Here is a 23,037-nt window from a genome sequence, read left to right as displayed (position 1 = left end):
TTTGGAGGTCGTGATGGGCAAGAGAGTGCTTAGGACCAAACTCTGCGACATGCTGGGCATCGAATACCCGATCCTCAGCGCGGGCATGGGCCCCACCCTGATGGGCGAAACCACCGGCGCGCCGGTGGAGCTGGTGGTGGCCGTCAGCGAGGCCGGCGGCTTGGGCGTGCTGGGCGGCAGCGGCTTTACCGTCGACGAGCTGCGCGAGGCCATCCGCGAGATCAAAAAGCTCACCAGCAAGCCCTTTGGCGTGGACCTGCTTTTGCCCAAGCACATCGACAGCAAGGGCGCCCTTGGCGCCACCGGCGCCGACAAGCTGCCGCTCAAGGAAATCCTCGGCAGCCTGCCCAAGCAATATCAGGATTGGATCAAAAAGATCCGCACCGAGATGGACCTGCCCGACGACGACGTGATCGTGCGCTTCAACACCACCACTATGCGCCCGGCCGAGGCCGTGCAGGTGTGTCTGGAAGAAAAAGTGCCCCTGTTCGCCGCCGGCCTGGGCAACCCCGGCTTCATGGTCGCCGAGGCCCACGCCCGGGGCATGAAGGTGCTGGGCATCACCGGCAACTCCAAAAACGCTCGCCGCATGGCCGAATCGGGCATTGACATGCTGGTGGCCCAGGGCTACGAGGGTGGCGGTCACACCGGCCGCGTGGGCACCATGGCCCTGTTGCCGGCGGCCATCGACGCCGCCGCGCCGGTGCCCGTGCTGGCCGCCGGCGGCATCGGCGACGGCCGTGGCGTGGCCGCGGCCCTGGCCATGGGCTGCATCGGCGTCTGGGTCGGCACGCGCTTTTTGGCCACCAACGAGGGCGGGGCCCTGCCGGTCAACAAGCAGCGCATCGTCGACTCCACCGACGAGGACACCCGCGTCAGCCGGGCCTACTCCGGCAAGACCCTGCGCGCCAGCTACAACGGCTTCCACGACCTGTGGGATCAATCGGGCCTGCCGCCGCTGCCCTTCCCCACCCAGGTTCTGCTCAGCTCGGCCATGCTGGGCAGCTTCATCAAGGCCCAGAAAAACGAATACGTCGGCGGCCTGGCCGGCCAGATCTCGGGCATCATCCACGAGATCAAACCCGCCAAGCAGGTGCTGGAAGAAATGGTCGAAGAGACCGTGGAGATCCTTTGCAGCAAGCTGCCCGCGGCCGTGACCTGCAAGTAGCGGACTAAAAAAAGCCCCCACCCGGGCGCGGGCGCGAGGAAGGACCATGTTCCCCGCGCGCCCGCGCCTATTTTTTCGGCCGCCCGCGCCAAAAAAAGCGGGCCCCCCGCCGTGGGGAGCCCGCCGATTTGTTTGACATGCGCCTGTCTGGCCGGCGCTCAGCCCCGCTCGTCGATGGGCACGAAGCGCGAATCGGTGCGGCCGATGTAGATCTGCCGCGGCCGATAGAGCTTCCAGTTGGGGTCGCTGGCCCCTTCCTTCCACTGGGCGATCCAGCCGGGCAGCCGACCGATGGCGAACATGACCGTGAACATGTTGGTGGGGATGCCCATGGCCCGCAGGACGATGCCGCTGTAAAAATCCACGTTGGGATAGAGATTGTGGTCCTTGAAGTAGGGGTCTTCCACGGCCACTTCCTCGAGCTTCTTGGCGATGTCGAGCAGCGGGTCGTGGAGGTTTAGCACCCGCAGAACCTTGTCGCACATCTCCTTCATGATCTTGGCGCGGGGGTCGTAGGTCTTGTAGACCCGGTGGCCAAAGCCCATCAGGCGGAAGGGATCGTTGCGATCCTTGGCCTTTTTGATGAAGGGCGTGGCGTCGCCGCCGTTTTCCTGGATCATCTCCAGCATCTCGATGACCTTCTGGTTGGCCCCGCCGTGCAGGGGGCCCCACAGGGCGGCGATGCCCGCCGAGATGGCCGCGTAGAGGTTGACCCGGGCGCTGCCCACCAGGCGCACCGCGGCGGTGGAGCAGTTCTGCTCGTGATCGGCGTGGAGGATCCAGAACACGTTGAGCGCCCGCAGCAGGTCTTCGTCCATTTTGTAGGGCTTGACCGGGCTGTCGAACATCATGTTGAGGAAGTTGGCGCAGTACGACAGGTTGGGTCTGGGATAAACCACCGCGTGACCGCGCGACATCTTGTAGGCCATGGCGGCCATGGTCCGCACCTTGGAGAGCAGGCGGGTCAGGGTGATGTTGATCTCTTCCTTTTCGGTCAGCCCCTCCAGGGTGGGATAAAAGCTGCGCAAGGCGTTGACCATCGACGACAGGATGCCCATGGGGTGGGCGCTCCTGGGGAAGTTGTTGAAGAACAAATGCATGTCTTCGTGGACCAGGGAATGCTCGTTGAGCAGCTCGGAAAAGCGGCTGAGCTGATTCCTGGTGGGCAGATCGCCGTTGATCAGCAGATAGGCCGTCTCCACGAAGGTGGATTTTTCGGCCAGCTCCTGCACGGGGATGCCCCGATAGCGCAAGATGCCCTGCTCGCCGTCCATGAAGGTGATGGCGCTGGTGCAACTGCCGGTGTTGGCAAAGCCGGGGTCGAGGGTGATCACGCCGGTTTTCTGGCGCAACACGCTGATGTCTATGGCTTTTTCGCCTTCGGTGCCGATGACCACGGGCAATTCTATGGTCTGGTCCCCAATTGTCAGTTTGGCCACTTCACTCATGTCGCTTCCCCAAACTACAATTTATGTACGCATTGATCCACCACGCCGAGAGGCCGGCGCATGGACGGACTGATTGTTGCATGATCCAACTGGCTAGAGTTGACCACCGATCCCGCGATTTGGAATTAGTAACTTAATCACATGAGCGGCGTTTTTTCAAGGGCCAGCCAGGGCCGAGCCCCATCAAAATTGCGGTCGCGTGTTTTTATCGGCCCGGCCTGGCCAAGGCTTGCCCGAAAAAGCGGCTTCGGCTAACCTGTGCCAGGGGTGAGCCCCTCTCCGCCCCGCGCTCTGCGCTTCACGCGCGGCCAGGCCGCATCACCCCGACGGAGCATCGATGGACGACAACCACAAATCAGGCCCACGGGAAAACCTCGCCGCGCCGGAGGTTGGCCAACCGCCGCCATTTGCCTTCGAGGCCGCGCAAAAAAAGCGCCTGCGTCATTGGCGGAGGTTGGCTTTCGCGTTGGTCTTCGGCGCGGCGGCGGCGCTGACCTGCTGGTCCCTGGCCGATCCGCTGATCGCGGCCGCGGCCGGCGGGGCCTGGCTGAAGGCCCTTGGTCTGGCCGCGTTGTGCCTGGCCGCCTTGACGCCGCTGTTGGCGCGGCGGCTTTCGCTGTGGTGGCGGACCGGCCTGGGCCTGGCCTGCTTTTACGTCATGGCTTGGTTGCAGTTGCGCTGGGCCGGGCCCATCGGTCCGGGCGAGGTCTGGCTGCTGGCCGCGCCGCTGGCGGCGGCCATGTTCATGGGCCCGTGGGCCACGGCCGCGTCGTTGTGCCTCAACGCCGCGGTCTTGGCCGGCGTCTCGGGTCAATGCGGCTTCTGGTCGACGCCGCAAACAATGGCCGCCGACCAATACGGTTTTTTCGCGGGGATGTTGTTTTTTCTGGACGCGATCATGGCCGTGGTCTTGGCGGCGCTGCTGGCCACCCACCGGAGGGTCATCGCCGATCAGCGGATCGCGGTCAGCGATCTCTTGCATAGCCGCGAGGCCCTGCAAGCGACCCAGGCTCAACTGCGGCAAAGCGAAATGCGCTTTCGCATGCTGGCCGAAAACGCCGTGGACATCATCTGGTCCATGGATTTGGACCTGAACTACACCTACATCAGCCCGTCGGTGCTGGGCGTCACCGGCTTCAGCGCCGCCGAGGCCATGGCTCAGCCCTTGAGCCACCAGACCACGCCCGAGGCCTACGCCCAGTTGATGGACATCTTCCGCCAGGCCCTGCGCCGTGGCAAGCAAGACGGCGATTGGCGGCTGATCAGCCAATTGGACATGCCCCTGCGGCACAAGGATGGCTCCCACGTCTGGGTCAGCGTCAGCGCGGCCTTTGTCGTCGGCGAGGACGGCCGGCCCCTGGGCCTGCACGGCATGAGCCGCGACATCACCAAGCGCAAACGCGCCACCCTGGAATTGGAGCGCAAAACTCAAGAGCTGGCCGCCGCCTACGACGAGTTGCATAACACCCGCCAGCTCATCCAAAACAGCCGCAACAAGCTCAAGGCCATCTTCGACGGCCTGCCCGACCCAATCATCTCACTCACCGCCGAGGGCCAGATCGAATCGCTCAACCTGGCCGCCGCGCGCATGACCAAGCAGCACCCCCGTCAATTGGTGGGTCTGTCCGGCCAAGCGTTCCTTAGCCAGGCCGACCTGCCGCCGAAAATCATCGACACCACGCTCCAGGCCTTCCAGGCCATGTTGCAAAGCCAGGGCCGCCAATGGCGGCTGGTCGAAGCGCCCGGCGACGACGACGGCCCGCGCTTTTTCGAACTGACCGTCACGCCGGTGGCCGACGACCGGGGCGAGACGGTCCTGGGCATCGTTCACTTCGATGACGTGACCGAATTCAAACGCATGGAGCTGCGGATCCGCAAATACAACGACGAGTTGGAGCGCATGGTCGACGAACGCACCCAAGAGTTGACCCGCGCCCGCGATGATCTGCAACAAGAACGTGACCGCCTGGCCCGGGCCAACAGCGAACTACGCCGCCTGGACCAACTGCGCCACGACCTGACCAACATGGTCGTTCACGACATGAAAGGCCCCCTGGCCGAACTCATGGGCAACCTGGACCTGCTGCACTACGACCTGGACAAGGCCCAGCGCGACGAAACCCTGGACATGGCCGAGATGGGCGGCCAGGATCTGCTGCGCATGATCATGAACTTGCTGGACATCGGCCGGCTGGAGGAAGACCGCCTGCGCGCCCGCGTCCAGCCGTTGGCGTTCGGCCCGCTGGCCCAGAGGGTGCGCGACAAGTTCACCACGCTGATTCGCCTCAAGGGACTGGACGTGCGGGTCGAGGACGGCGCTACCGCGCCGATCCTGGCTGACCCGGACCTCATGGCGCGCGTGTTGCAAAACCTGCTGACCAACGCCCTGCAACACACCGACGCCGGTCAGATCGTTTTATCCGCCCGCACCCAGGACGACGGCCAAGCCGTCATCAGCGTCAGCGACACCGGCGGCGGCATCCCCCGCGCGGCCCACGGCCTGATCTTCAAGAAATTCGTCCAGGCCACCGAAGACGGCGGCCCGCGCACCAGCACTGGCCTGGGGCTGACGTTCTGCAAGCTGGCCGTGGAGGCCCACGGCGGCGAGATCTGGTTTGAGAGCGAGCAAGGCCAGGGAACGACGTTTTTTGTCCGCCTGCCGGCCAGCCAGCCCGACGAAGGCGAGGCGGAGAGCGTCTAGCCGGCGGTCTGGGCGGCGTATTTGCGCAGCAGATCGCGCACGTCGCGCTGGTCGACGTGGACCACGCGCCACTGGTCGTTCTGGCGCAGCATGCCCAGGCGCAGGCGGTCGCCGCTTTGCGGATCGCTGAGCACGACCAGGGCGCGGTCGCCGTTTTGCTGGATGCTGGCGGCGTAGGCGATCAAAAACGGCGAAGGCAGGCGGTCGGTCTCCAACTGGTTCATGATCTGGGCCATCTGGGCGTGAAAGGCCTGGGGATTGGCCCCGACAACGACATCCATCACGCCCTGGATGGCGCGGCGCAGGTTTTCCTCCGCCTCGTTGGCGCGGGCGTCCGCGGCGGCCGGGCGCTGGTTGGCGATGATCCGCGGCACGTCCACATAGGCCAAAAATATCGCCGAATCACCGTCCTTGAGGGCCTTGCCGATCTGATAAAGGGCGTAGCGCGGGCTCTGCAAGACGCCGTAAGTGCCCCAGAACGCGGCCACGGCCAGGACGATGGGCAAGGTGATGGTCATGATGCGGCGCATGGCGTCAATCCCGTTGCTTGGAGGCGATTTCCTCGGTCGCGGCCGTGGCGGCGAAACCGTCCTTGGCGAAAAGAACCTCTCCCACGACCTTGTCGGCCTGATCGGCGGCGTCCAACAGGGCCTCGATCACCTCGATCATCTCGCCGCGCAGTTCAGCGCCGGCGTGATGAAAGGCGTCGGCCCATCCGCCCGATTCGAGCCATTCCCTAAACCATTGCAGATCGCGCAGTTTCAGCATTTGGCCAGTATAGGACGCCGCCACGGCGCTGTCAACCGGCCGGGCAGGCCCCGCGCAGGATTCGCAGCTCCAGCCCCCGGGCACGGCCTGGGCCCAGGCCCAGGGCGGCGGCCAGATCACCGTTGACCTGGGCCAGCTCCAGCCGGCCCAGCGAGTCGAACAAGGCCACCGCCCGGCCCGGCGGGGCTTGGCCATAGGCCCGCGACAGGCCATCGATGACCAACGGGCCGGCCGGCCCATCCAGGGTCACGCTGGCGGGCGCGCCGGCCAGGAAGCCCAAGACCAATTCGCGGCCCAGGTTGCTGGTGAGGTTGCCGAAGCGGTCGGCGTCGATGATCTGGCCGATCAAGGCCTGTCCGCGCCGCTGGGGCCGAGGCCAATCCAGGCAGATGGGATCATCCACGGCCGGGCCAAGCTCCTCGGGGGCCACGCCCCTGGCCAGCCAGGCCGCCACCGGCGCGAAGATATCACGGCCATGAAAGGTGTCGGAGACGCTGTGCCGAAAAAAGCGCCGGTTATCCAGCCGCCAGGCCCGCCAGCCACCAGGCGTTTGCAGCGCCGCCGTGAACAGGCCATTGTCCGGCCCCACGAAAAGCTGTCCGCCGGCCCGCAGGCACAGGCCGCGCCGTTCCGTGCCCACGCCGGGGTCGACCACCGCCACGTGCACCGCGCCGGGTTCGAACGAAGCGAGGGCCTCGGCCATGACCACGGCCCCGCCCCAGACGTCTTGGGCGGCCACGACATGGCAAAGGTCGACGATGTTGGCCCTGGGGCAAACGCCCCAGATCACGCCCTTCATCAGGCCCACGAAGGACCCCGCGCCAAAATCGCTGGTCAGGGTGATGAGGGGCCTGGGCTTCATCGTTCAAGCCGTCAACTGGGGCAAAATGCGGCCGGCCGGGCCCAACAGGGTCAGGTCGGCGCTTTGGCTGTTGGCGGTGGTGACCAGGTTGACCTCGATCAGCGCCGCGCCGGCGGCCTTGGCCACGCCGGCCAGGCTGGCCACCGGCTGCACCACCGCCGAGGTGCCCACCACCAGCATGGCCTGGCACGCGCCAGCCGTCTGCCAGGCCCGCTCCAGCAGGACCGGGTCGAGCTGCTCGCCAAACCAGACCACGCCCGGCCGCAGCAGGCCGCCGCAGGCCGCGCAACGGGGCAAGGCCGGCAAGGCTGGGCGGCGGTCTTCGGCCTCGGCCCCGCAGGCCGTGCAGCGCAGCCGCCAGATCGAGCCGTGCAACTCGATGACGTCCCGGCTGCCGGCCAGTTGCTGCAGGCCGTCGACGTTCTGGGTGATCAGGCAAAGGCCCGGCTTGCGTTCTTGCAGCCGGGCCAGGGCCAGGTGGGCCGGGTTGGGCCGGCAGGCGGCGATGAGCCCCCGCCGCCAGTTGTACCAACGCCAGACCAACTCCGGGTCGCGATCAAAGGCCTGGGGCGTGGCCAAGTCCTCGGGGCGATGGTCTTGCCACAGGCCGCCTTGGCCGCGAAAGGTGGGCACGCCCGATTCGGCCGAAACCCCGGCCCCGCAGAGCACGGCCACATTCTCGGCCCGGGCCAGCAACGCCCGCGCCCGCGCGATCAGGGCATCCATCACAGCTCGACCAAAATGGGCTGGCCAAGCTCGGCGAAGGAAAATTTGTCGAACACCGAGCAACCATTGAAGTCGACCACGCGGAATTCGTCCTTGCCCAGCCGCCGCTCGATATCCTCGAAGTGCTCGCCGTAGCGCGCGCGGCACAGTTCGATGGGCGCTTGCATCAAAATCATGCGGCCGACGCCGTTGCTCTTTAGCTGCTTGACCAAGACCGGGTTGGTGGTCGACTTGTGCGACGACGCCACCAGCACCGCGCCAGAGCCGAAAATGACGACAAAGCAGCGCATGACACAATCCTCCCGCCCCTACCCCCGAGGTGATGAGTGAAGATATCTCCCGTCCGCCCAAGCTGTCAACGATCGGACCAAAACCAAAAGGACGCCACGAGGCGTCCTTTGGCGTGCCGGGCGCGGCGGTCGTTCAGTCGTCGGAGCCGCTGGAAGCGGCGCACGAGCCAGAGGAGCAGTCACACGACGACGTGCTGGCCGAGGCCTCGCCCGCCGATTCGCCCTCGCTCTTGCTGGCGCACGTCGAGCTGTTTTTACCTTTGTAGTCGGTGACATACCAACCGTCGCCCTTGAGGTGGAAGGCGTTTAGGCTGATAAGCTTGCTGAGCTTGCCGCCGCACTTGGGACAGGTATCAAGCGGCGGATCGGAAAAACGCTGCAACGCCTCGGTGACCTGGCTGCATGCTTCGCATTGATACTCGTAGATCGGCATGGTCTCATCCCCTCGCTGTGATCATTGCTGTGCAAAATGCATCGAGCCGCGGCTCTCGTAAAAGTTCAGCACCGTCTCCAGCCGGGGCAGGCTGACCCCGGTTAGGATGTCGGCCGCCAAGCGGTGAACGGTGTCCTCCTCGCGGCGGCGCTCATTGGCCGAAGCGTCGAACAGACGCAAATATTTGCCAAAGCGCACCACGTGCACCAGTTCGTGGGTCAGCACGTAGACCAACAGCGGCCCCAGCAGCTCGCGCTGGCCCTCGCGCTCGATCAACCCCAGCAGGTTGTGGTCCTGCAGGCAAATGCGGTAAAAATCGCGGTGACGCAGCCGTCCCTCGCTGGCCGGCCGCCGCAGGCGCAGCACCTGGGCCAGGCACTCGTGGCTGATCTCATTGGGCAAAAGCTGCACCGCCGTGCGCAGCTCGAAGGGATGACGGCCCCAAAAGCCTTCGCTCAGGCGGAAATAGTCGCTCACCGCCTCCTCGGAGAGGCTCATCGCCCGATCCAGCAGGCCCAACTCCCAACGACCAAATGCGCGCAAACCAGCCAACACCGCCTCGCAGCTAGTTTTATGCAACTATAATCACCCCTTCGCCCCGTGGCAAGGCCGACGGCGATTTTTGCTCGTTCGGCCCTTTGTTGACAAGACAAAGCGACAGAGGGGACAATAACTCCGCCACGATCAACCCAAAAGCCGGAGCCAGTTGATGACGGTCCTCGCCCAAACCATCCGCCGCCCGTTCTTTCCGCGCCTGGCGGCCCTGCTTCTGGCGTTGACGCTGGCCATGGCCCTACCGGCCGCCGCCGTCGAGTTGGAGGCGGGCCTCTACCAGAGCCGCGACGCTCAAGCCAGTTGCCGGTTGGCCATCCTGCCCGATGGCTCGTATGCGCTGCACATGTGGCAAGGCGGGGCCAACCAGCCCCACGAGCATGGCTTCGCCCTGGCCGGCCGCCTGCTGGTCGCCGCCGACGGGCGTTTGGTGGGCCAGTTCCAGTCGCTGCCCCAGTCTTGCTGCCCCCTGCACGGCCGCCTGGAGCTTTTGCCGCGCAACGCCGAGTCTTTTCGCGTGGTCGCCTTCACGCCCACCGACGGCCAGGGCCAATGGGCCGCCGCCGAGGACACGGTTTTCGGCCTGGTCGCCCGTCCGGCCGAGGGCCAGGCCATCCTGCGGCTGGGCGGCCAATGGCGTCTGCGCTATTGGCACACCGACCTGCTGCCCGGCAACCAACCCAGCGACCTGGTCGACGGCCAGATCGACCTGCGCGCCGACGGCGACGCCCTGCGTGGCCAGTGGTCCGGCCGGCCGGGCCAGGTTCTGCTCAGCCCCGCGCCGGGCGGCGCGCGCCTGGAATACCGCGACCAATCCGCCGGCTTCAGCCTGGAGGCCGACCTGCGGGAACAAAGCGGCGGCCTGGCCCTGTGCGGGACTTTTCGCTCGACGCTGGGCGCTGGCCAACTGCAACTGACCCGCCTGGGCCTGCCCGCCGATCCGCCGGGCGCGGTGGAGGCGCGTAGCAGCCGCGGCGGCCGGTGGGACGGCCTGTGGGTGGATCCGCGCACGGGCAGCGATTTCTATCAGATCGGCACCTCGGCCACGGGCCTGGGCCTGACGGCCTACGGCGGCTCGCCGCGAAACCCGCGCTATCTGACCCGTGGCCAACTGACCGCCGGGCAGGGCGGCGCGTTTTCCGGGCCCGCCCAGGACGCCGACGGCCATTGTTGCGGCAATCAGGGCTGGGTGACCATCCGCCCGCTGGCCGACGACGCGCTGGAGGTGACCGCCCTGTGGTGGCCCAAGGGCGCGCCCCAGCCCGATCCCTCGCGCGGCCAGACGTTCGTCATCCAACGGGCCAACGATGACGCCTCGGGCGGCCAGGCCGATGTCAAACGTCAAGGCTGGCCACAGGTCATCGCGGCCCGGCCCGGGCTGCCCTCGACCGAAAGCGGGGCCCTGCGCGCGGGTTTTGTCTGGCGCATGGACGGCCAAACCAACGACAACACGATCTTCTCCCAAGGCGGCTACGGCCGTGACATGGATCTGTTCATCGACCGCGCGGGCCATCTGGCCGCTCGCGTCGCCACCACCGCCGGGGCCCTGGAGTTGCGCTCCCATAACGCCGTCGCCCCAAACACCGCCCACGAGGCCTGGCTGATCTACCAGAACGGCGGCCAGGCCAAACTATGGCTGGATGGCCGGCAACAAGACGCCGTGGACATGGCCGCGCCGTGGGTCGGCTCCAACTCGCCCTACATCGTCGGCGGCAGTCGCTGGCCGGGCCGCGAGTTTCGCGGCGAAATCACCTCGCTGGAGCTGTGGGATCAGGCCCAGGACGTCAACCACCCGGCCCCGCCGGCCTTCAGCCTGAACCCCGACGGGCCGCCGCCGGCCGACGCCCCGGCCCAAGCCGCCCCGGATCGTCGGCCAGCCACGCTGACCCTGGCGCGTTGGCGACACCCAAGCCTCTTTGCCCACGCCTACGCCAGCGATCCCGCCGCCGGCGCGGCCCTTCAGGCCCAGGGTTTTCTGCCCGAGGGGCCCATCTGCCGCCTGTGGGCCCAGGGCGGGCCGGGCATGGTCGAACTGTGGGCCCACATCCACCAACGGACCGGCCAGGTCGTCGTCAGCGCCAGTCGCCACAGCCCGCCCGGCTTCGCCGAGCGGGGCTCGTTGGGCCACGCCAGCGCCCAGGCCGGCCAAGGCCTCAAGCCCCTGCTCTCCCTGACCATGCCCGCTGGCGACGACAGCGCAAACCGCGCCGATCAACTATGCACTACCAGGGCCGACCTCACCGAGGCCCTGCAAGCCTGGGGCTACGCCGAACCTGTCGTCCTGGCCCACGTCGAGCCCTTGGACGAACGCCAAGCGGCCCCGCCCTTCGACCAAGGCTGGGACGGCGCTTGGCGCGGCGAGGGCTGGGGCCGCTTCCTCCTCCAACGCCAAGGCGGCCATCTGGTGATGTTCTGGTATTATTCCACTCGCCGCGGCCCCCATTATTTCGGCCGCTACGCCCTGGAGCCGGGCGGCCGCGCGGCCGAGGGCCTGGCGGTGGGCAAGCCGGGGCCCGAAGCCACTTACTATCGCCACCGCCTGGAGCTGATCGCCGACGGGCCGGAGGGGCCGCGCATCAAACTGACCGCCTGGCGCTTGGCCGCGCCCATGGATGACGGCCGCCTGGTGCGCTTCAAAAAACCCGCGCCCACCGTCACCGAGTTGCACAAGGTCGCCCAAAACGCGCCCCGGGCCGATGCGGATTTGCTGCGAGAAACCGCTGAAAAGCTCGACCCCGACCAGATGCTCCGCGAGGCCCTGACGCGGGCTCAAGGGCAAAACCGCTTGGTGGAGCGCTGAAAAGAAGCCGGATGAAGCCATGAACAAAGACGATCTGCGCCAGGAATTGGGTGCGCGCTGGGGCGCGTTGTGGCCGCAAACGGCCGTGAACGACCGCGCGCCGCTGTTCCCCGGCGCGGGCAAGGCCGCCCAACGCCTGCGTTCATTGCAGGAATATCGCCTGGCTCGCACCATCGCCGTCACGCCGGAGCCGGTGCTGCTGCAGGCGCGCATCAACGCCCTGCAAGACGGCAAATCGCTGCTGGCGGCCACGCCGGGGCTCAAGCAGGGCCTGGTGCGCCTGGGGCCCGAGATGGTCCCCTTTGGCAAGCGGGCCAAGGATCTGCGCGGCGGGGCCTTGTTCGGGGCTGGCCGGCCCCTGCGCCTGCCCCAGGACAAACCCGGCCGGGTGGACATGCTGGTCTGCGCGGCCATGGCCGTGGACGGACGCGGCCGCATGCTGGGTGACGGCCGCGGCTTGCTCGATCTGTTTCACGCCATTTTGCGGGCCCTGGGCAGCCTGGGTGATCGGGCCAAGGTGGTGGTGTTGGTCGACACGGCCCAAGTCGTGGCCGAACTGCCCCAAGACCCCTGGGACGCCCGCGCCGACGTGATCGTCACGCCCGATGAAGTTATCCGGCTGGAGCACGGCGAGGCCCGGCCAAACCCCGGCTTGGACGATCTGCCGCCCAAGCTGGCCGCCTTGCCGCTGGCGCGGGCGGCGCGGGGGGTCATTTCTTGAGCAGGTGATCGGCCCCGCGGCTGGTCAGATCCCACCAATTGCCGTCGGACGCCTCCTTGGGCGCGGCCGGTTTGACCTGCTTGGCCGGTTTGGCGCTTTGCGGCGGCTGTGGTTGGGCCGGTGGGGTGGCCGTGGCCGGCGGCGCGGCCGGCTGGCATTGGGCCGGCTTGGCCTGGGCGGCGCGTTGGGCCAGGGCCTGTTTGATCTGGGCGAACTGCTCGTGCAGATCGGGCTGATGGGTCATGCCGGCGGCAAAGCGCGAGGCCTGGCCTTTCTCGGTCATGCCGGTCAGGGCCAATTTGTCGTCGAGCAGAAACGATATGGCCGTCTCGCCACGAAAAAACACGGCGTAGTAGTTGCGAAAAACCACCGTCGAGGACGTCGAGCCGGTGCCGAGGTTGCTTTTTTTTTCTTCGAGGTAAATGCCGTCGACCAGACTCATCGGCCCCTTGCTCCGCCCGGTGGGATTGTTTTTTCGCACCAAATAACAACACAAAACTTGATTTTTTATGTTATGCCAGCAAGGCGCGCCAAACAAGCGCAAACAGCGCCTTTGGCCGCCATGGCCTTGTTTTTTTTGGCCTTTCAAAAATGACCGGCGCGGCGCGGCGCAAGTTGCTAATATTGAATCGTTCGCCCACCGCCGAGAGCATCGTAGCGGAGTCGAGGTCTGATGAAAGTCCTGTTCGTTTCCTCGGAGATAGCGCCCCTGGCCAAAAGCGGCGGCCTGGCCGACGTGGCCGGTAGCCTGCCGCCGGCCCTGGCCGCTCGCGGGGCTCAAGTGGTCATGGCCATGCCTCTCTATGGCGTGGTCGACCGCCAGGCCCACAACCTGGAGCATGCCGGCCTGAGCTACGAGGTCTGGGCCTGTGGCGGTTGGGGCCGACGCATCGATGTCTGGCGCGCGCGCCTGGGCGGCTGCGATTGCTATCTTCTGGAACACAACGACCTTTTCGACCGACCCGACCTCTACGGCCCGCCCGGTGGGGCCTATGGTGACAATCTGCTGCGCTTCGTGGTCTTCAACAAGGCCGTCATCGAGCTTTGCCGCGCCCTGAATTTCGCGCCCGACATCGTCCACGCCAACGATTGGCAGACCGCCCTGCTGCCGGCCTACATCAAGTCGCGGCCCTTTGACCTGGGGCCAATCTGGAGCGCGGCCACGGTGCTGACCGTGCACAACATGGCCTATCAGGGCGTCTATGGTCGCGAAATGTTTGGCCAAACAGAGTTGCCAGCCGACATGGACTCGGTGGGCGGGGCCGAATATTGGGGCAACATCAGCCTGCTCAAGGCCGGCCTGGTCTGCGCCGACGCCATCACCACCGTCAGCCCGTCCTACGCCTGGGAGATCCAGACCCCCGAGGGCGGCCACGGCATGGACGGCGTGCTTCACGCCAGGCGCGACGTGCTGCGCGGCATCCTCAACGGGGCCGATTACGATCAGTGGTCGCCCGAAAAAGACCGCTACCTGCCCGCCAACTACAGCGCCCAAGACCTGACCGGCAAACGGATCTGCCGCGACAAGCTCCTGGAGGCCTTCGGCCTGGAGCCGGCCGGCGAGCGCACGGCGGTGATCGGCTTCCTGGGCCGGTTGACCCACCAAAAAGGCGTGGATTTCATCGCCGAGATGGCCTGGCGGCTGATGGATCAAGACGTGCGGTTGTGCCTTTTCGGCACGGGCGATCAACACCTGGAGGGCATGCTCTGGCGCCTGGGTCAGGAGCATGCCGGGCGCATCGGCGTGCGCCTGGCCTTCCAGGAAGACCTGGCCCACCTGCTCACCGCCGGCTGCGATATTTTGCTAATGCCCAGCCGCTACGAGCCCTGCGGCCTGAGCCAGCTCTACGCCATGCGTTACGGCACGGCCCCGCTGGTGCGGGCCACCGGCGGGCTCAAGGACACCGTCGAGCCCTTCGAGCCCGATGGCCACGGTAGCGGCGTGGGCTTTGTCTTCCACGACGCCGACGCCCACAGCCTCTGGAGCGCCGTCCGCCACGCCCTGTGGGTCTTTGGCCAGCCCGACCAGTGGCGCATCCTGCAACAAAACGCCATGGCCCGCGATTTTTCCTGGAATCAGAGCGCCCGGCAATATCTGGAACTGTACGAGCAAACAATGGCGAGGCGCGGCCGCTGACCGACCGCGCCTGGTTGATTGTCGGCCAAAGGGCCTGGCCTCAGTTGCCGAACAGCCCCTGCAACACCTTCATCCCCTGCTCCATGGCTTCATCGGCCCCGGGCTCGCCCTGCTGCTCGCCGTGCTCGCCGGAGCTCCCATAGGCGCCTGGCGCCGGCTGGCCGTGGCCCTGCTGGCCCGTGGGCGCGCCAAACATGGCCCCCATGCCCGCGTTGCCGCCGTTTTTGCCAAAGTTGGGGTCTTTGAGGTTGTTGATCCAATTTTTGGCCATGGTCCGCTGCATGTCGTCGGCCTGCTGGTCAAAGGTGACCTTGACGCCGGCGGGGATGGCGAAGGCGTCGGCCGGGATGGCCACGTTGGTCTCCAGGCTGACGGCCTGGGTGTCGACCTGCATGGGGCCCAGGCTGCCCTGGGTCTTGAGCATGACGTCGGCCCCGCTCCACGAATAGGTCGTGATGCCCATGGCGCTGACGATGTCGACGGGCTTGCCCATGAGCGTGCCCTTGCTGGTCTTGATCTGGCCGCCGGGCATCATGCCCATGAGGTTGCGGCCCATCTTCTCGGCGTTTTTGCGCACGGTGGCCTGCTCGGCGGCGCTGAGCTTGTCATACTCCTGGGCCATGTAGGTGAGCATGTTGCCGGTTTCCGTGCCCTCGCCCTTTTCCAGGTCGATATTGACGATCTTGTCGGGCGTGGTGATGACGATGGTCTTTTGGGCGGTGCTCATGCCGAACATCGACATGGAGGCGTCGGTGTGGGTGGCCCGCTTCTTGCCATCGATGTAGAGCACCTCCGCGCCTTTCTGCGCGCCGCCGAGCTTGTATTGCACCTTGGCCGTGTCAAAGGGCGGATCGGGCATGACAAAGGGATTTTTGGCGGCGTTGGCCGCGACCGGCAAGAGGGCCAGGGTCATGAACGCGAAAAACGCCACGATTTTATTCAGCTTCATCGATCATGTCTCCTTGGTGACGACATCAATGCTCGCATCGCCTCGGCTGGATTGGGCCCCGCCTTGGCGATAGCCTTTCAAGTCCAGGCACACGCTCGCATAGCCGCTGGCCTCGACGGCGGCGACGATGCGCCCGCGGGCGGGCTCGCTGGCGGCCGTGGCCAGCAGGGCCGGATCGAGCTCCAGCCTGGCCAGGGGAAAGTGGTCGCGCACACGGATCAGGGCCTCGCCCAACACCGCGCGCACGCCCGCCTCGGCCGCCTGGATGCGCGCCAAAACCGCCGCGTCCAGCGGGCGGCCCCAGGGCAGGCGGCTGGCCAGGCAGGCCGCCGCCGGCACATCGGCCGTGGGCAGGCCCAGGGCCCGGCTGAGGGCGCGGACCATGGCTTTATCCAGGCCGGCCTCGGCCAGGGGGCTGTGCACGCCAAGCTCGCGCACGGCCTTGACGCCGGGGCGAAAATCGCCGGCGTCGTCCAACTGAGAGCCCTCGGCCAGCTCGGCCAGTCCCATCTGGCGGGCCTGTCGAGTTAATAGCATCAACCTCAGCTTCTTACAATAATAACAGCGCTGGCTGTCGTTGACGGCGATCGAGGGCTGGCTCAGCTCATCGGCGTCCAGCTCCACCAGCCGCGCGCCAAGGCTTTGGGCCAGATCACGCGCGCGCTGGGCCTCCCACCACGGCGTGAACGCGCCCACGCACAGGCCGGCGGCCAAACGCTCGGCCGGCAGCGCCCGCGCCGCCGCCGCCAGCAAGAGCGCCGAATCCACCCCGCCCGAAAAAGCGACCAGCAGCGACGGAAAGGCGGCCAAACGCGCCGTCAGCCGCGCCCAGGCCGCGGCCAGGGGCGGAGCGAGCCCGCCGGGATCAAAGCCGTGGTTCATTTCAACTGATAACCTGGTGACCGGCCTTTTGCAGAGCTTGCCTGATGGGCTCCACGTCGGTCTGGCGCAGGCGGAAGGAATAGACCCGCCGCGCGGGGGCCGCCGAAAGCTGGGCCACGCTGATGACCTGGCCGCCGTTGGCGGCGATGACCGCGTGGGCCCGCTCCAGCGCGCCCTCGTCGGCGCTGAGCACCACGTCCAGGCGGCTGGTTTCGTCGAGCAGGCCCAGGGTCTCGATGAGCAGTTGCAGGATGTCGGCCTGGGTGATCATGCCCACCAGCTTGCCGCCGTCGAGCACGGGCAGACCGGTGATGCGGTTGTGGTGGATCAGCCGGGCGGCCTGATAGACCGTCTCGTCGGCCCCGATGGTCACGGGATGTTTGACCATGACGTCGTTGACGTTTAGCTTGTCCAGCAACGAGGGGAACCAGGCCGTGCGCAGTTCGGTGTCGGTGACCAGGCCCACCAGGCGGCCCTGCTCCAGCACGGGCAGGTGACGCACGTCCCGTTCGCGCATCATTTTGAGGGCCGAATCCACCGACGCCTGGGGGGTGGTGGTCTGCACGGGCGAACTCATGCGGTCGCGCACTTTCATCTGGCTGGCTCCTGTTGGCGCAGGTAACTGTCTTGTTAATCAAATAGCAGGTTTCAGCCCGTTTGTGTGAACAAAATCGACCAGTCAGAGCATCATTGACCCATTGGTCATGTTTACTTCACAGGTCAACCATGATCACCGCTTTGCGTTACAGTGCACTTTATCTCGCCAGCAAACGCGCCTTTTTTGCCTGGACTTACTTTGCCGCTTGACATTATATTTGTCATATACGAACCTTAGGCGACAAAAATAACGTAGAGCACAATATAACGCCCAGCATCGGCGTGCACATTTCAGCCCTGGAGCGGCCATGTCACCCAAGTTCATCTTTGTCACCGGCGGCGTGCTCTCGTCGCTGGGCAAGGGCCTCTCGGCCGCCAGCATCGGCGCGCTCCTGGAGGCTCGCGGCCTGTCGGTGGTCTTGCAAAAGCTCGACCCCTACGTCAACGTCGACCCCGGCACCATGAACCCCTTTCAGCACGGCGAAGTTTTCGTCACCGACGACGGCGCCGAAACCGACCTGGACCTGGGCCACTACGAGCGCTTCACCAACGCCAGGCTCGGCAAAAAGTGCAACCACACCACCGGCAGCATCTACTACGACGTCATCACCAAGGAGCGCCGCGGCGATTACCTGGGCGGCACGGTGCAGATCATCCCCCACATCACCGACGAGATCAAACGCTGCATCCACGAGGTGGCCCAGGGCGTGGACCTGGCCATCATCGAGATCGGCGGCACGGTCGGCGACATCGAATCGCTGCCTTTTCTGGAGGCCATCCGCCAGTTCCGCACCGACGCCGGCCGCGAAAATTGCCTCTACATCCATTTGACCCTGGTGCCCTACATCAAAACCGCCGGTGAGCTGAAAACCAAGCCCACCCAGCACTCGGTCTCCGAACTGCGCCGCGTGGGCATCCAGCCCGACATCCTGCTCTGCCGCTCGGAAAAACCCCTGAACAAGGGTCTGAAAGACAAAATCGCCCTGTTCTGCAACGTCGAGCCCGAGTCGGTCATCACCGCCATCGACGCCGAGACCATCTACGAACTGCCCCTGAACTTCCACGAGCAGAACCTGGACGAGCAGATCTGTCGCAAGCTCAACATCTGGACCCGCACGCCCCATCTGCAAAACTGGGAGGAGCTGGTCTACAAGCTCAAGCACCCCAGCCACGAGGTGACCATCGCCATGGTCGGCAAATATGTCGACCTGCGCGAATCGTACAAGAGCCTCAACGAGGCTCTCTGCCACGGCGGGGTGGCCAACAGCGCCAAGGTCAACATTCTCTTCATCGACAGCGAGCGCGTCGAGCGCGAGGGCGTGGAGATCATCGGCGACGTGGACGGCGTGCTGGTGCCCGGCGGCTTTGGCGCCCGTGGCGTGGAGGGCAAACTCAAGGCCGTGGAGATGGCCCGGGTCAACAAGATTCCCTACTTTGGCATCTGCTACGGCATGCACATGGCCGTCATCGAGTTCGCCCGCAACATGCTCAAGTGGGAGGAAGCCCACACCGCCGAGATCGACCCCAACAGCCCCTACCCCGTGATCTACCTCATGCGCGAGTGGTTTGATTTCCGCAGTCAGCGCATCGAGCGCCGTGACGAGAGCACCGACCTGGGCGGCAGCATGCGCCTGGGGGCCTATCCCTGCCGCCTGGTGGAGGGCACCCTGGCCCACAAGGCCTACCGCGTCGAGGAAATCTCCGAGCGCCACCGCCATCGCTACGAGTTCAACAACCAGTTCCGTGATAAGCTTGTCGAGGCGGGCCTGGTGATCAGCGGCCTGAGCCCCGACGGCCAGTTGGTCGAGATCGTCGAGCTGGCCGATCACCCCTGGTTCCTGGGCTGCCAGTTCCACCCCGAGTTCAAATCGCGGCCCATGACCCCCCACCCCCTGTTCCGCGACTATATCCGGGCCGCCGTGCGCTACAAAAACGACAAGCAAGGTTAAAGCCATGAGCGCGCCCAACGACCAGACCATCATCGCCGGCCAGCCCTTTGGCCGTCGCCGGCTGTTTTTCATCGCCGGACCCTGCGTGCTGGAAAGCCGCGACCTGGCCCTGGGCGTGGCCGAACGTCTGGCCGAGGTGGCCCATGGGCTCGGCGCGCCGCTGTTGTTCAAGTCCAGCTTCGACAAGGCCAACCGCACCAGCCTGGGCAGCTTTCGCGGGCCGGGCCTGGACCAGGGCCTGCGCATCCTCGAAGACGTCCGCCGCCAGAGCGGCCTGCCCGTCATCAGCGACGTCCATGCCCCCGATCAGGCCGCGGCGGCGGCCCAGGTGCTGGACGTGTTGCAGATCCCGGCCTTTTTGTGCCGCCAGACCGACCTGTTGCAGGCCGCCGGCCGGACAGGCAAGCCCGTCAACGTCAAAAAGGGCCAGTTCGTGGCCCCCCACGACGTGGGCCCGCTGGCGCAAAAGGTGTTGGAGACCGGCAACCGCGACGTCTGGCTGACCGAACGGGGCTTCAGCTTCGGCTACAACAACCTGGTGGTGGACATGCGCGGCCTGGCCATCATGGGCCAGAGCGGTTGCCCCGTGGTCTTCGACGCCACCCACAGCGTGCAACTGCCCAGCGGCCAGGGCGGTTGCAGCGGCGGCGACCGGCGTTTCGTGGCCACCCTGGCCCGGGCCGCCGTGGCTGCCGGGGCCCACGGCGTGTTCATGGAGGTCCACCCCAACCCCGACCAGGCCCTGTGCGACGGCCCCAACAGCCTGCCTCTCGATCAAGTCGAGGCGCTGATGAAGCAGTTGCTGGCCATTTACGAGTTGATCAACGGAGGCGAGGCGTGAGCGGCGGCGACGTGCAAGAGCGGGCGGCCCGGATCAAATTGTTGGTGCTGGATGTCGACGGCGTGCTCACCGACGGCCGGGTGGTCTACGATGCGTCCGGCGGCGAGATCAAGTTCTTCGACGTGCGCGACGGCCACGGCCTCAAGCTGTGGCAAAGGGCCGGCCATGGCCTGATCTGGCTTTCGGGCCGCGGCTGCCAGGCCAACCGCGTGCGCGCCCAGGAGCTGGGCGTGGATCAGCTCATCGAGCAATCCAAGGTCAAACTGCCGGTTTTTCTGGATGTTATTGCCCAGCGCGGCCTGGAGCCCAGCCAGGTGGCCTACATGGGCGATGATCTCATCGATCTGCCGCCCATGCGCGTGGCCGGCCTGGCCATGGCCCCGGCCGACGCCGACCCGGAGGCCGTCCGCGCGGCCCACTGGGTCGCCGACAAGCCCGGCGGCCGGGGGGCGGTGCGCCAGGCGGTGGAGCTGATCCTCAAGGCCCAGGGCAAGTGGGCCGAAGTGACCGCCCGCTATTACTAGCCGCCAGCGGCGGGCCAAGGCTGATCGGCCGCGCGGCGTCGGACGGGTTGCTCGCCCGACGCCGCGCGGTTTGTTTATTGCCTCGTGCGCCTCATCGCCTCTTTTTCAGGGCTTTGACTTGCAAGGCGACATCTTTCCAGCGCTCTTTTTCCACGCGCTCGGCGCTTTTGTGCTGGCGCTGGGCCAGGTATTCCATTTCGCGCTTCATTTTGCGATAGTTTTCCAGCCGGCCCTCGGCCAGTTCGCCGCTGGCTACCGCCTCCAGCACCCGACAACCGGGCTCGTTGATATGGCTACAATCTGCAAAGCGGCATCCCAGAGCAAGCTTTTCGATCTCGGGAAAGACGGACTCGACACCGCTATCGACCTCCCAGAAGGCTATTTCTCGTATGCCGGGGTTGTCGATGAGCATCCCTCCCTGGGGCATGACGATTAGGTCGCGAGAGGTGGTGGTGTGTTTGCCCTTGCCCACATGGTTGCTGATGGCGCCGGTAAGCTGCACTGCTCGCCCGAAAAGCCGGTTGACCAGGGTTGACTTGCCCGCGCCGGAAGAGCCCACCATCGTGACGGTTCGGCCAGGCGACAGATACGGCGCCAGAGCGACCAGGCCGTCGTCATCGGCCGCCGAAACCAGATGGATGGGCACGCCCAGCGCCAACTCCTCCACCTCGCCGACAAAAAGCGTTGGATCGTCGTGCAGGTCGGCCTTGGTCAGGACGATGACGGGATTAAGGCCGCAGTTGTAGACCAGGGTCAGGTAACGCTCCAGGCGGCGCGGGTTGTAGTCGCGGTCAAGGCCGCAGACGATGAACACGGCGTCCAGATTGGCCGCGATCACCTGTTCATGGCGCGGCCGCGCGTTTTGGCTGCCGCGCGCGCCCGAAGCGCCCCTGGACAGGACGTTTTGCCGCTCCAGCACCCCGCTGATCAACGAGTCCCTCGCCATGACCCAATCGCCCGTGACCGGCCGCGCGCCGTCGGCCTCGTGCTTGAGCCGGCCGGCCAGGCTGGCCAGCCATTCGCTTTGGCCGTCGCCGAGGCGAAAGCTGTTTTTGCTCACCCCGACAACCCTGGCCGGGCTGGCCCCATCACCGGCCAACGATTCCGCCCGCGCCTGGAAATGGGCGTTCCAGCCCATGCGCGTCAAGTGTTCGATGCTACTGCTTGTGTCTGGATAACTCTCGATTTTCATTGCCGAATCCCATTGGTTTTCACCCACGGTTTCACCGCGGCGCGACGGGCCACGCGGAGGCGTGGTGAAGCGTCAGGCGCTGTGGCGTATTCCTGATTTTTGGCGTAGGGAAAGGCCGCCCAACGAGGGGAACAACCATGGGCTGTCGATCAGAGATCGGCGCAAGGCGGAACGAGCGTCCCGCCCGCCGTCAAAAGCGAAGGGCTTTTGGGGGGATAGCGCCGCGCTATGAGCGATCGGCCAACAGAGGGTTGACCCCCTTGTCGGCGGCGATTGCGGCAATATCCATCGATTTGCTAAACATCCAACCTCACTGTCAGGTTCCGTTGATGATTTATACTACACCGCGCGGCGCTGTCAAGGGCGACGGACGGCCTCATTTGGCGCTCATGGCGGCGGCGGTGGCCAGGGCATAGGCCCTGTCCGAGGCGTCAGCGCCGGGGGCCAGGGCGCGGTCGGGCCGCAGGCCATGGCCGTGATAGGCCCGGCCGCCCGGCGGAATCAGCTCGGCGTAGGTGACCAAAAGCGCCGAGCCATCCGAAAGCTCGACGATTTTCTGGGCCACGCCCTTGCCGAAGCTGGTCTGGCCGATGCTCGTCGCCCGTTTGTTCCGCGTCAAAGCCGCGACAAACACCTCGGCCGCGCTGGCGGTGCGCTTGTCTTGCCAGACAAAAAGCCGGCTGGTCAGGTTCAGCGGCCGCCCGACGTTTTTGTAGGCCGTTTCGCCGCCGCGCTGGCGCAGGGTCAACAACGGCGCGCCCACGGGCAAGAGCTTGCCCGCCGCCTCCATGGCCGCGAACATGTCGCCGCCCACGTTGCCCCGCAGATCGATGACCACGACCTTGGCCGCGCCCAGCCGGCCCAGGGCCTCGGCCAGTTCGGCCGGCGTATTGTTGGTGAAAGAGCTGATCCTCAGGCGCGGCGCGCCGCCTTCCCGGGTCGACTCCACGGTGCGAAAGGCCTGTTTGGCGCGGATGATGGAAACGTTCTTGCGCCGGCCGCCCTGGCCCAACAGGCCCAAACGCACGGTGGAGCCGGCCTGGCCGCGGATCATGGCCCCGGCCGCATAGACGGCCTCGGCCGCGACGGGTTTGCCGTCGACGCTGATCAGGCGGTCGCCGTAGGCCACGCCAGCCTTTTGCGCCGGGCCGCCTGGTTTGGGGATGCAGATCACCGCGCCGCTTTCATCGGCCCAGATCTCCATGCCCACGCCGGCGAAGGAGGGGTCGGCCGCCCGCTTGAAGGCCTCGTACTCCTCGCGCGGCCAATAGGCCGAAAACTCGTCCAGGCCCCTGGCCGCCGCGCCGATGGCCCGCCTGGCCTCATCCAGGGGCGCGGGCGGGCGCAGGGCGTTTTTTTGCAGGGCGGTCATGGCCTCGTAAAACAAAAGCGCGGCCCGGTCGGAGGTCCAGGCCAAGTCGTCGGCCGCGGCCTGGGCCCACGAAAACGCGCTCAGGCACAGGGCCACGACGATCAATTTGAGGCGAAACATGGCAC

22 protein-coding genes are annotated in these 23,037 nt (G+C 66.2%); 8 read left to right on the top strand and 14 right to left on the bottom strand.

Annotated features, from left to right (window positions below; all coding sequences use genetic code 11):
• Nucleotides 1-13 precede the first annotated feature (13 nt).
• The gene (locus DEBA_RS07475; protein ID WP_013258313.1) at nucleotides 14-1,168 is read left to right on the top strand and encodes an NAD(P)H-dependent flavin oxidoreductase; all 1,155 of its coding nucleotides are present in this window, start codon (nucleotides 14-16) and stop codon (nucleotides 1,166-1,168) included.
• Between the two features lie 158 nt (nucleotides 1,169-1,326).
• Here the strand turns inward: DEBA_RS07475 and DEBA_RS07470 are convergent, their stop codons facing one another.
• Nucleotides 1,327-2,616, bottom strand: coding sequence for a citrate synthase (locus tag DEBA_RS07470; RefSeq protein WP_013258312.1), 1,290 nt, complete (start codon nucleotides 2,614-2,616; stop codon nucleotides 1,327-1,329).
• A 337-nt stretch (nucleotides 2,617-2,953) separates the two neighbouring features.
• Between DEBA_RS07470 and DEBA_RS07465 the strand changes: the two genes are divergently transcribed.
• On the top strand, nucleotides 2,954-5,317 hold the full coding sequence (locus DEBA_RS07465) for a sensor histidine kinase (RefSeq protein WP_013258311.1): 2,364 nt from the start codon (nucleotides 2,954-2,956) through the stop codon (nucleotides 5,315-5,317).
• Here DEBA_RS07465 and DEBA_RS07460 read toward each other — a convergent pair.
• From DEBA_RS07460 to DEBA_RS07430, 7 genes are all read right to left on the bottom strand, one after another.
• Nucleotides 5,314-5,847, bottom strand: a complete 534-nt coding sequence (locus tag DEBA_RS07460) for a DUF2939 domain-containing protein (RefSeq protein WP_013258310.1) — start codon at nucleotides 5,845-5,847, stop codon at nucleotides 5,314-5,316. The two genes, DEBA_RS07465 and DEBA_RS07460, sit on opposite strands and share 4 nt — an antisense overlap.
• Before the next feature lie 4 nt (nucleotides 5,848-5,851).
• Nucleotides 5,852-6,085: a hypothetical protein gene (locus DEBA_RS07455; protein ID WP_013258309.1), complete on the bottom strand. Its 234-nt coding sequence runs from the start codon at nucleotides 6,083-6,085 to the stop codon at nucleotides 5,852-5,854.
• A 31-nt stretch (nucleotides 6,086-6,116) separates the two neighbouring features.
• Nucleotides 6,117-6,947 carry an SAM hydrolase/SAM-dependent halogenase family protein gene (locus DEBA_RS07450; RefSeq protein WP_013258308.1) on the bottom strand — a complete coding sequence of 277 codons (831 nt, stop codon included), beginning with the start codon at nucleotides 6,945-6,947 and terminating at the stop codon, nucleotides 6,117-6,119.
• A gap of 3 nt (nucleotides 6,948-6,950) precedes the next feature.
• Nucleotides 6,951-7,673 carry an SIR2 family NAD-dependent protein deacylase gene (locus DEBA_RS07445; protein WP_013258307.1) on the bottom strand — a complete coding sequence of 241 codons (723 nt, stop codon included), beginning with the start codon at nucleotides 7,671-7,673 and terminating at the stop codon, nucleotides 6,951-6,953.
• Nucleotides 7,673-7,963 (bottom strand): hypothetical protein, encoded by a 291-nt coding sequence (locus DEBA_RS07440; RefSeq protein WP_013258306.1) that lies wholly within the window; start codon nucleotides 7,961-7,963, stop codon nucleotides 7,673-7,675. Before DEBA_RS07440 ends, DEBA_RS07445 begins: the two co-directional genes overlap by 1 nt.
• A 133-nt stretch (nucleotides 7,964-8,096) precedes the next feature.
• Nucleotides 8,097-8,396 (bottom strand): FmdB family zinc ribbon protein, encoded by a 300-nt coding sequence (locus DEBA_RS07435; protein WP_013258305.1) that lies wholly within the window; start codon nucleotides 8,394-8,396, stop codon nucleotides 8,097-8,099.
• A 21-nt stretch (nucleotides 8,397-8,417) separates the two neighbouring features.
• On the bottom strand, nucleotides 8,418-8,975 hold the full coding sequence (locus tag DEBA_RS07430; protein WP_148227812.1) for a hypothetical protein: 558 nt from the start codon (nucleotides 8,973-8,975) through the stop codon (nucleotides 8,418-8,420).
• A gap of 130 nt (nucleotides 8,976-9,105) precedes the next feature.
• Here DEBA_RS07430 and DEBA_RS07425 point away from each other — a divergent pair, with 130 nt between their 5' ends.
• Nucleotides 9,106-11,748, top strand: a complete 2,643-nt coding sequence (locus DEBA_RS07425; RefSeq protein ID WP_013258303.1) for a LamG-like jellyroll fold domain-containing protein — start codon at nucleotides 9,106-9,108, stop codon at nucleotides 11,746-11,748.
• A gap of 19 nt (nucleotides 11,749-11,767) precedes the next feature.
• Entirely contained in the window at nucleotides 11,768-12,469 is a 702-nt protein-coding gene (locus tag DEBA_RS07420; RefSeq protein ID WP_013258302.1) for a 5-formyltetrahydrofolate cyclo-ligase, read from the top strand.
• Here DEBA_RS07420 and DEBA_RS07415 read toward each other — a convergent pair.
• On the bottom strand, nucleotides 12,459-12,911 hold the full coding sequence (locus DEBA_RS07415) for a hypothetical protein (protein WP_013258301.1): 453 nt from the start codon (nucleotides 12,909-12,911) through the stop codon (nucleotides 12,459-12,461). The genes DEBA_RS07420 and DEBA_RS07415 overlap by 11 nt on opposite strands.
• Before the next feature lie 231 nt (nucleotides 12,912-13,142).
• On the opposite strand from DEBA_RS07415, the gene glgA reads away from it, so the two are divergent.
• Nucleotides 13,143-14,606 (top strand): glycogen synthase GlgA, encoded by a 1,464-nt coding sequence (glgA, locus tag DEBA_RS07410; RefSeq protein WP_013258300.1) that lies wholly within the window; start codon nucleotides 13,143-13,145, stop codon nucleotides 14,604-14,606.
• Nucleotides 14,607-14,646: 40 nt separating this feature from the next.
• On the opposite strand, the gene DEBA_RS07405 is transcribed toward glgA, so the two are convergent.
• The 3 genes from DEBA_RS07405 to DEBA_RS07395 are packed head-to-tail and all read right to left on the bottom strand — an operon-like array spanning nucleotide 14,647 to nucleotide 17,032.
• Complete coding sequence (locus DEBA_RS07405; protein ID WP_013258299.1) at nucleotides 14,647-15,555, bottom strand: hypothetical protein; 909 nt, start codon at nucleotides 15,553-15,555, stop codon at nucleotides 14,647-14,649.
• A 3-nt stretch (nucleotides 15,556-15,558) separates the two neighbouring features.
• Nucleotides 15,559-16,437, bottom strand: coding sequence for an ATP-dependent sacrificial sulfur transferase LarE (locus tag DEBA_RS07400; RefSeq protein ID WP_013258298.1), 879 nt, complete (start codon nucleotides 16,435-16,437; stop codon nucleotides 15,559-15,561).
• A 1-nt stretch (nucleotide 16,438) separates the two neighbouring features.
• Entirely contained in the window at nucleotides 16,439-17,032 is a 594-nt protein-coding gene (locus DEBA_RS07395; RefSeq protein ID WP_013258297.1) for a CBS domain-containing protein, read from the bottom strand.
• Between the two features lie 310 nt (nucleotides 17,033-17,342).
• Here DEBA_RS07395 and DEBA_RS07390 point away from each other — a divergent pair, with 310 nt between their 5' ends.
• Genes DEBA_RS07390 through DEBA_RS07380 form a run of 3 tightly spaced genes read left to right on the top strand, consistent with a single transcriptional unit; the run spans nucleotide 17,343 to nucleotide 20,348 of the window.
• On the top strand, nucleotides 17,343-18,983 hold the full coding sequence (locus tag DEBA_RS07390) for a CTP synthase (RefSeq protein ID WP_013258296.1): 1,641 nt from the start codon (nucleotides 17,343-17,345) through the stop codon (nucleotides 18,981-18,983).
• A 4-nt stretch (nucleotides 18,984-18,987) separates the two neighbouring features.
• Nucleotides 18,988-19,824 carry a 3-deoxy-8-phosphooctulonate synthase gene (gene kdsA / locus DEBA_RS07385; protein ID WP_013258295.1) on the top strand — a complete coding sequence of 279 codons (837 nt, stop codon included), beginning with the start codon at nucleotides 18,988-18,990 and terminating at the stop codon, nucleotides 19,822-19,824.
• Nucleotides 19,821-20,348, top strand: a complete 528-nt coding sequence (locus DEBA_RS07380; RefSeq protein ID WP_013258294.1) for a KdsC family phosphatase — start codon at nucleotides 19,821-19,823, stop codon at nucleotides 20,346-20,348. Before kdsA ends, DEBA_RS07380 begins: the two co-directional genes overlap by 4 nt.
• A 91-nt stretch (nucleotides 20,349-20,439) precedes the next feature.
• Here the strand turns inward: DEBA_RS07380 and rsgA are convergent, their stop codons facing one another.
• Together rsgA and DEBA_RS07370 are read right to left on the bottom strand one after the other, a co-directional pair.
• Nucleotides 20,440-21,540, bottom strand: coding sequence for a ribosome small subunit-dependent GTPase A (rsgA, locus tag DEBA_RS07375; RefSeq protein WP_013258293.1), 1,101 nt, complete (start codon nucleotides 21,538-21,540; stop codon nucleotides 20,440-20,442).
• 376 nt (nucleotides 21,541-21,916) lie between these two features.
• Nucleotides 21,917-23,032 (bottom strand): S41 family peptidase, encoded by a 1,116-nt coding sequence (locus DEBA_RS07370; RefSeq protein ID WP_013258292.1) that lies wholly within the window; start codon nucleotides 23,030-23,032, stop codon nucleotides 21,917-21,919.
• Between the last annotated feature and the right edge of the window lie 5 nt (nucleotides 23,033-23,037).

The sequence above is a fragment of the Desulfarculus baarsii DSM 2075 genome, from assembly GCF_000143965.1.
Taxonomy (GTDB): domain Bacteria; phylum Desulfobacterota; class Desulfarculia; order Desulfarculales; family Desulfarculaceae; genus Desulfarculus; species Desulfarculus baarsii.
This window is presented reverse-complemented; position numbering and strand designations above follow the sequence as displayed.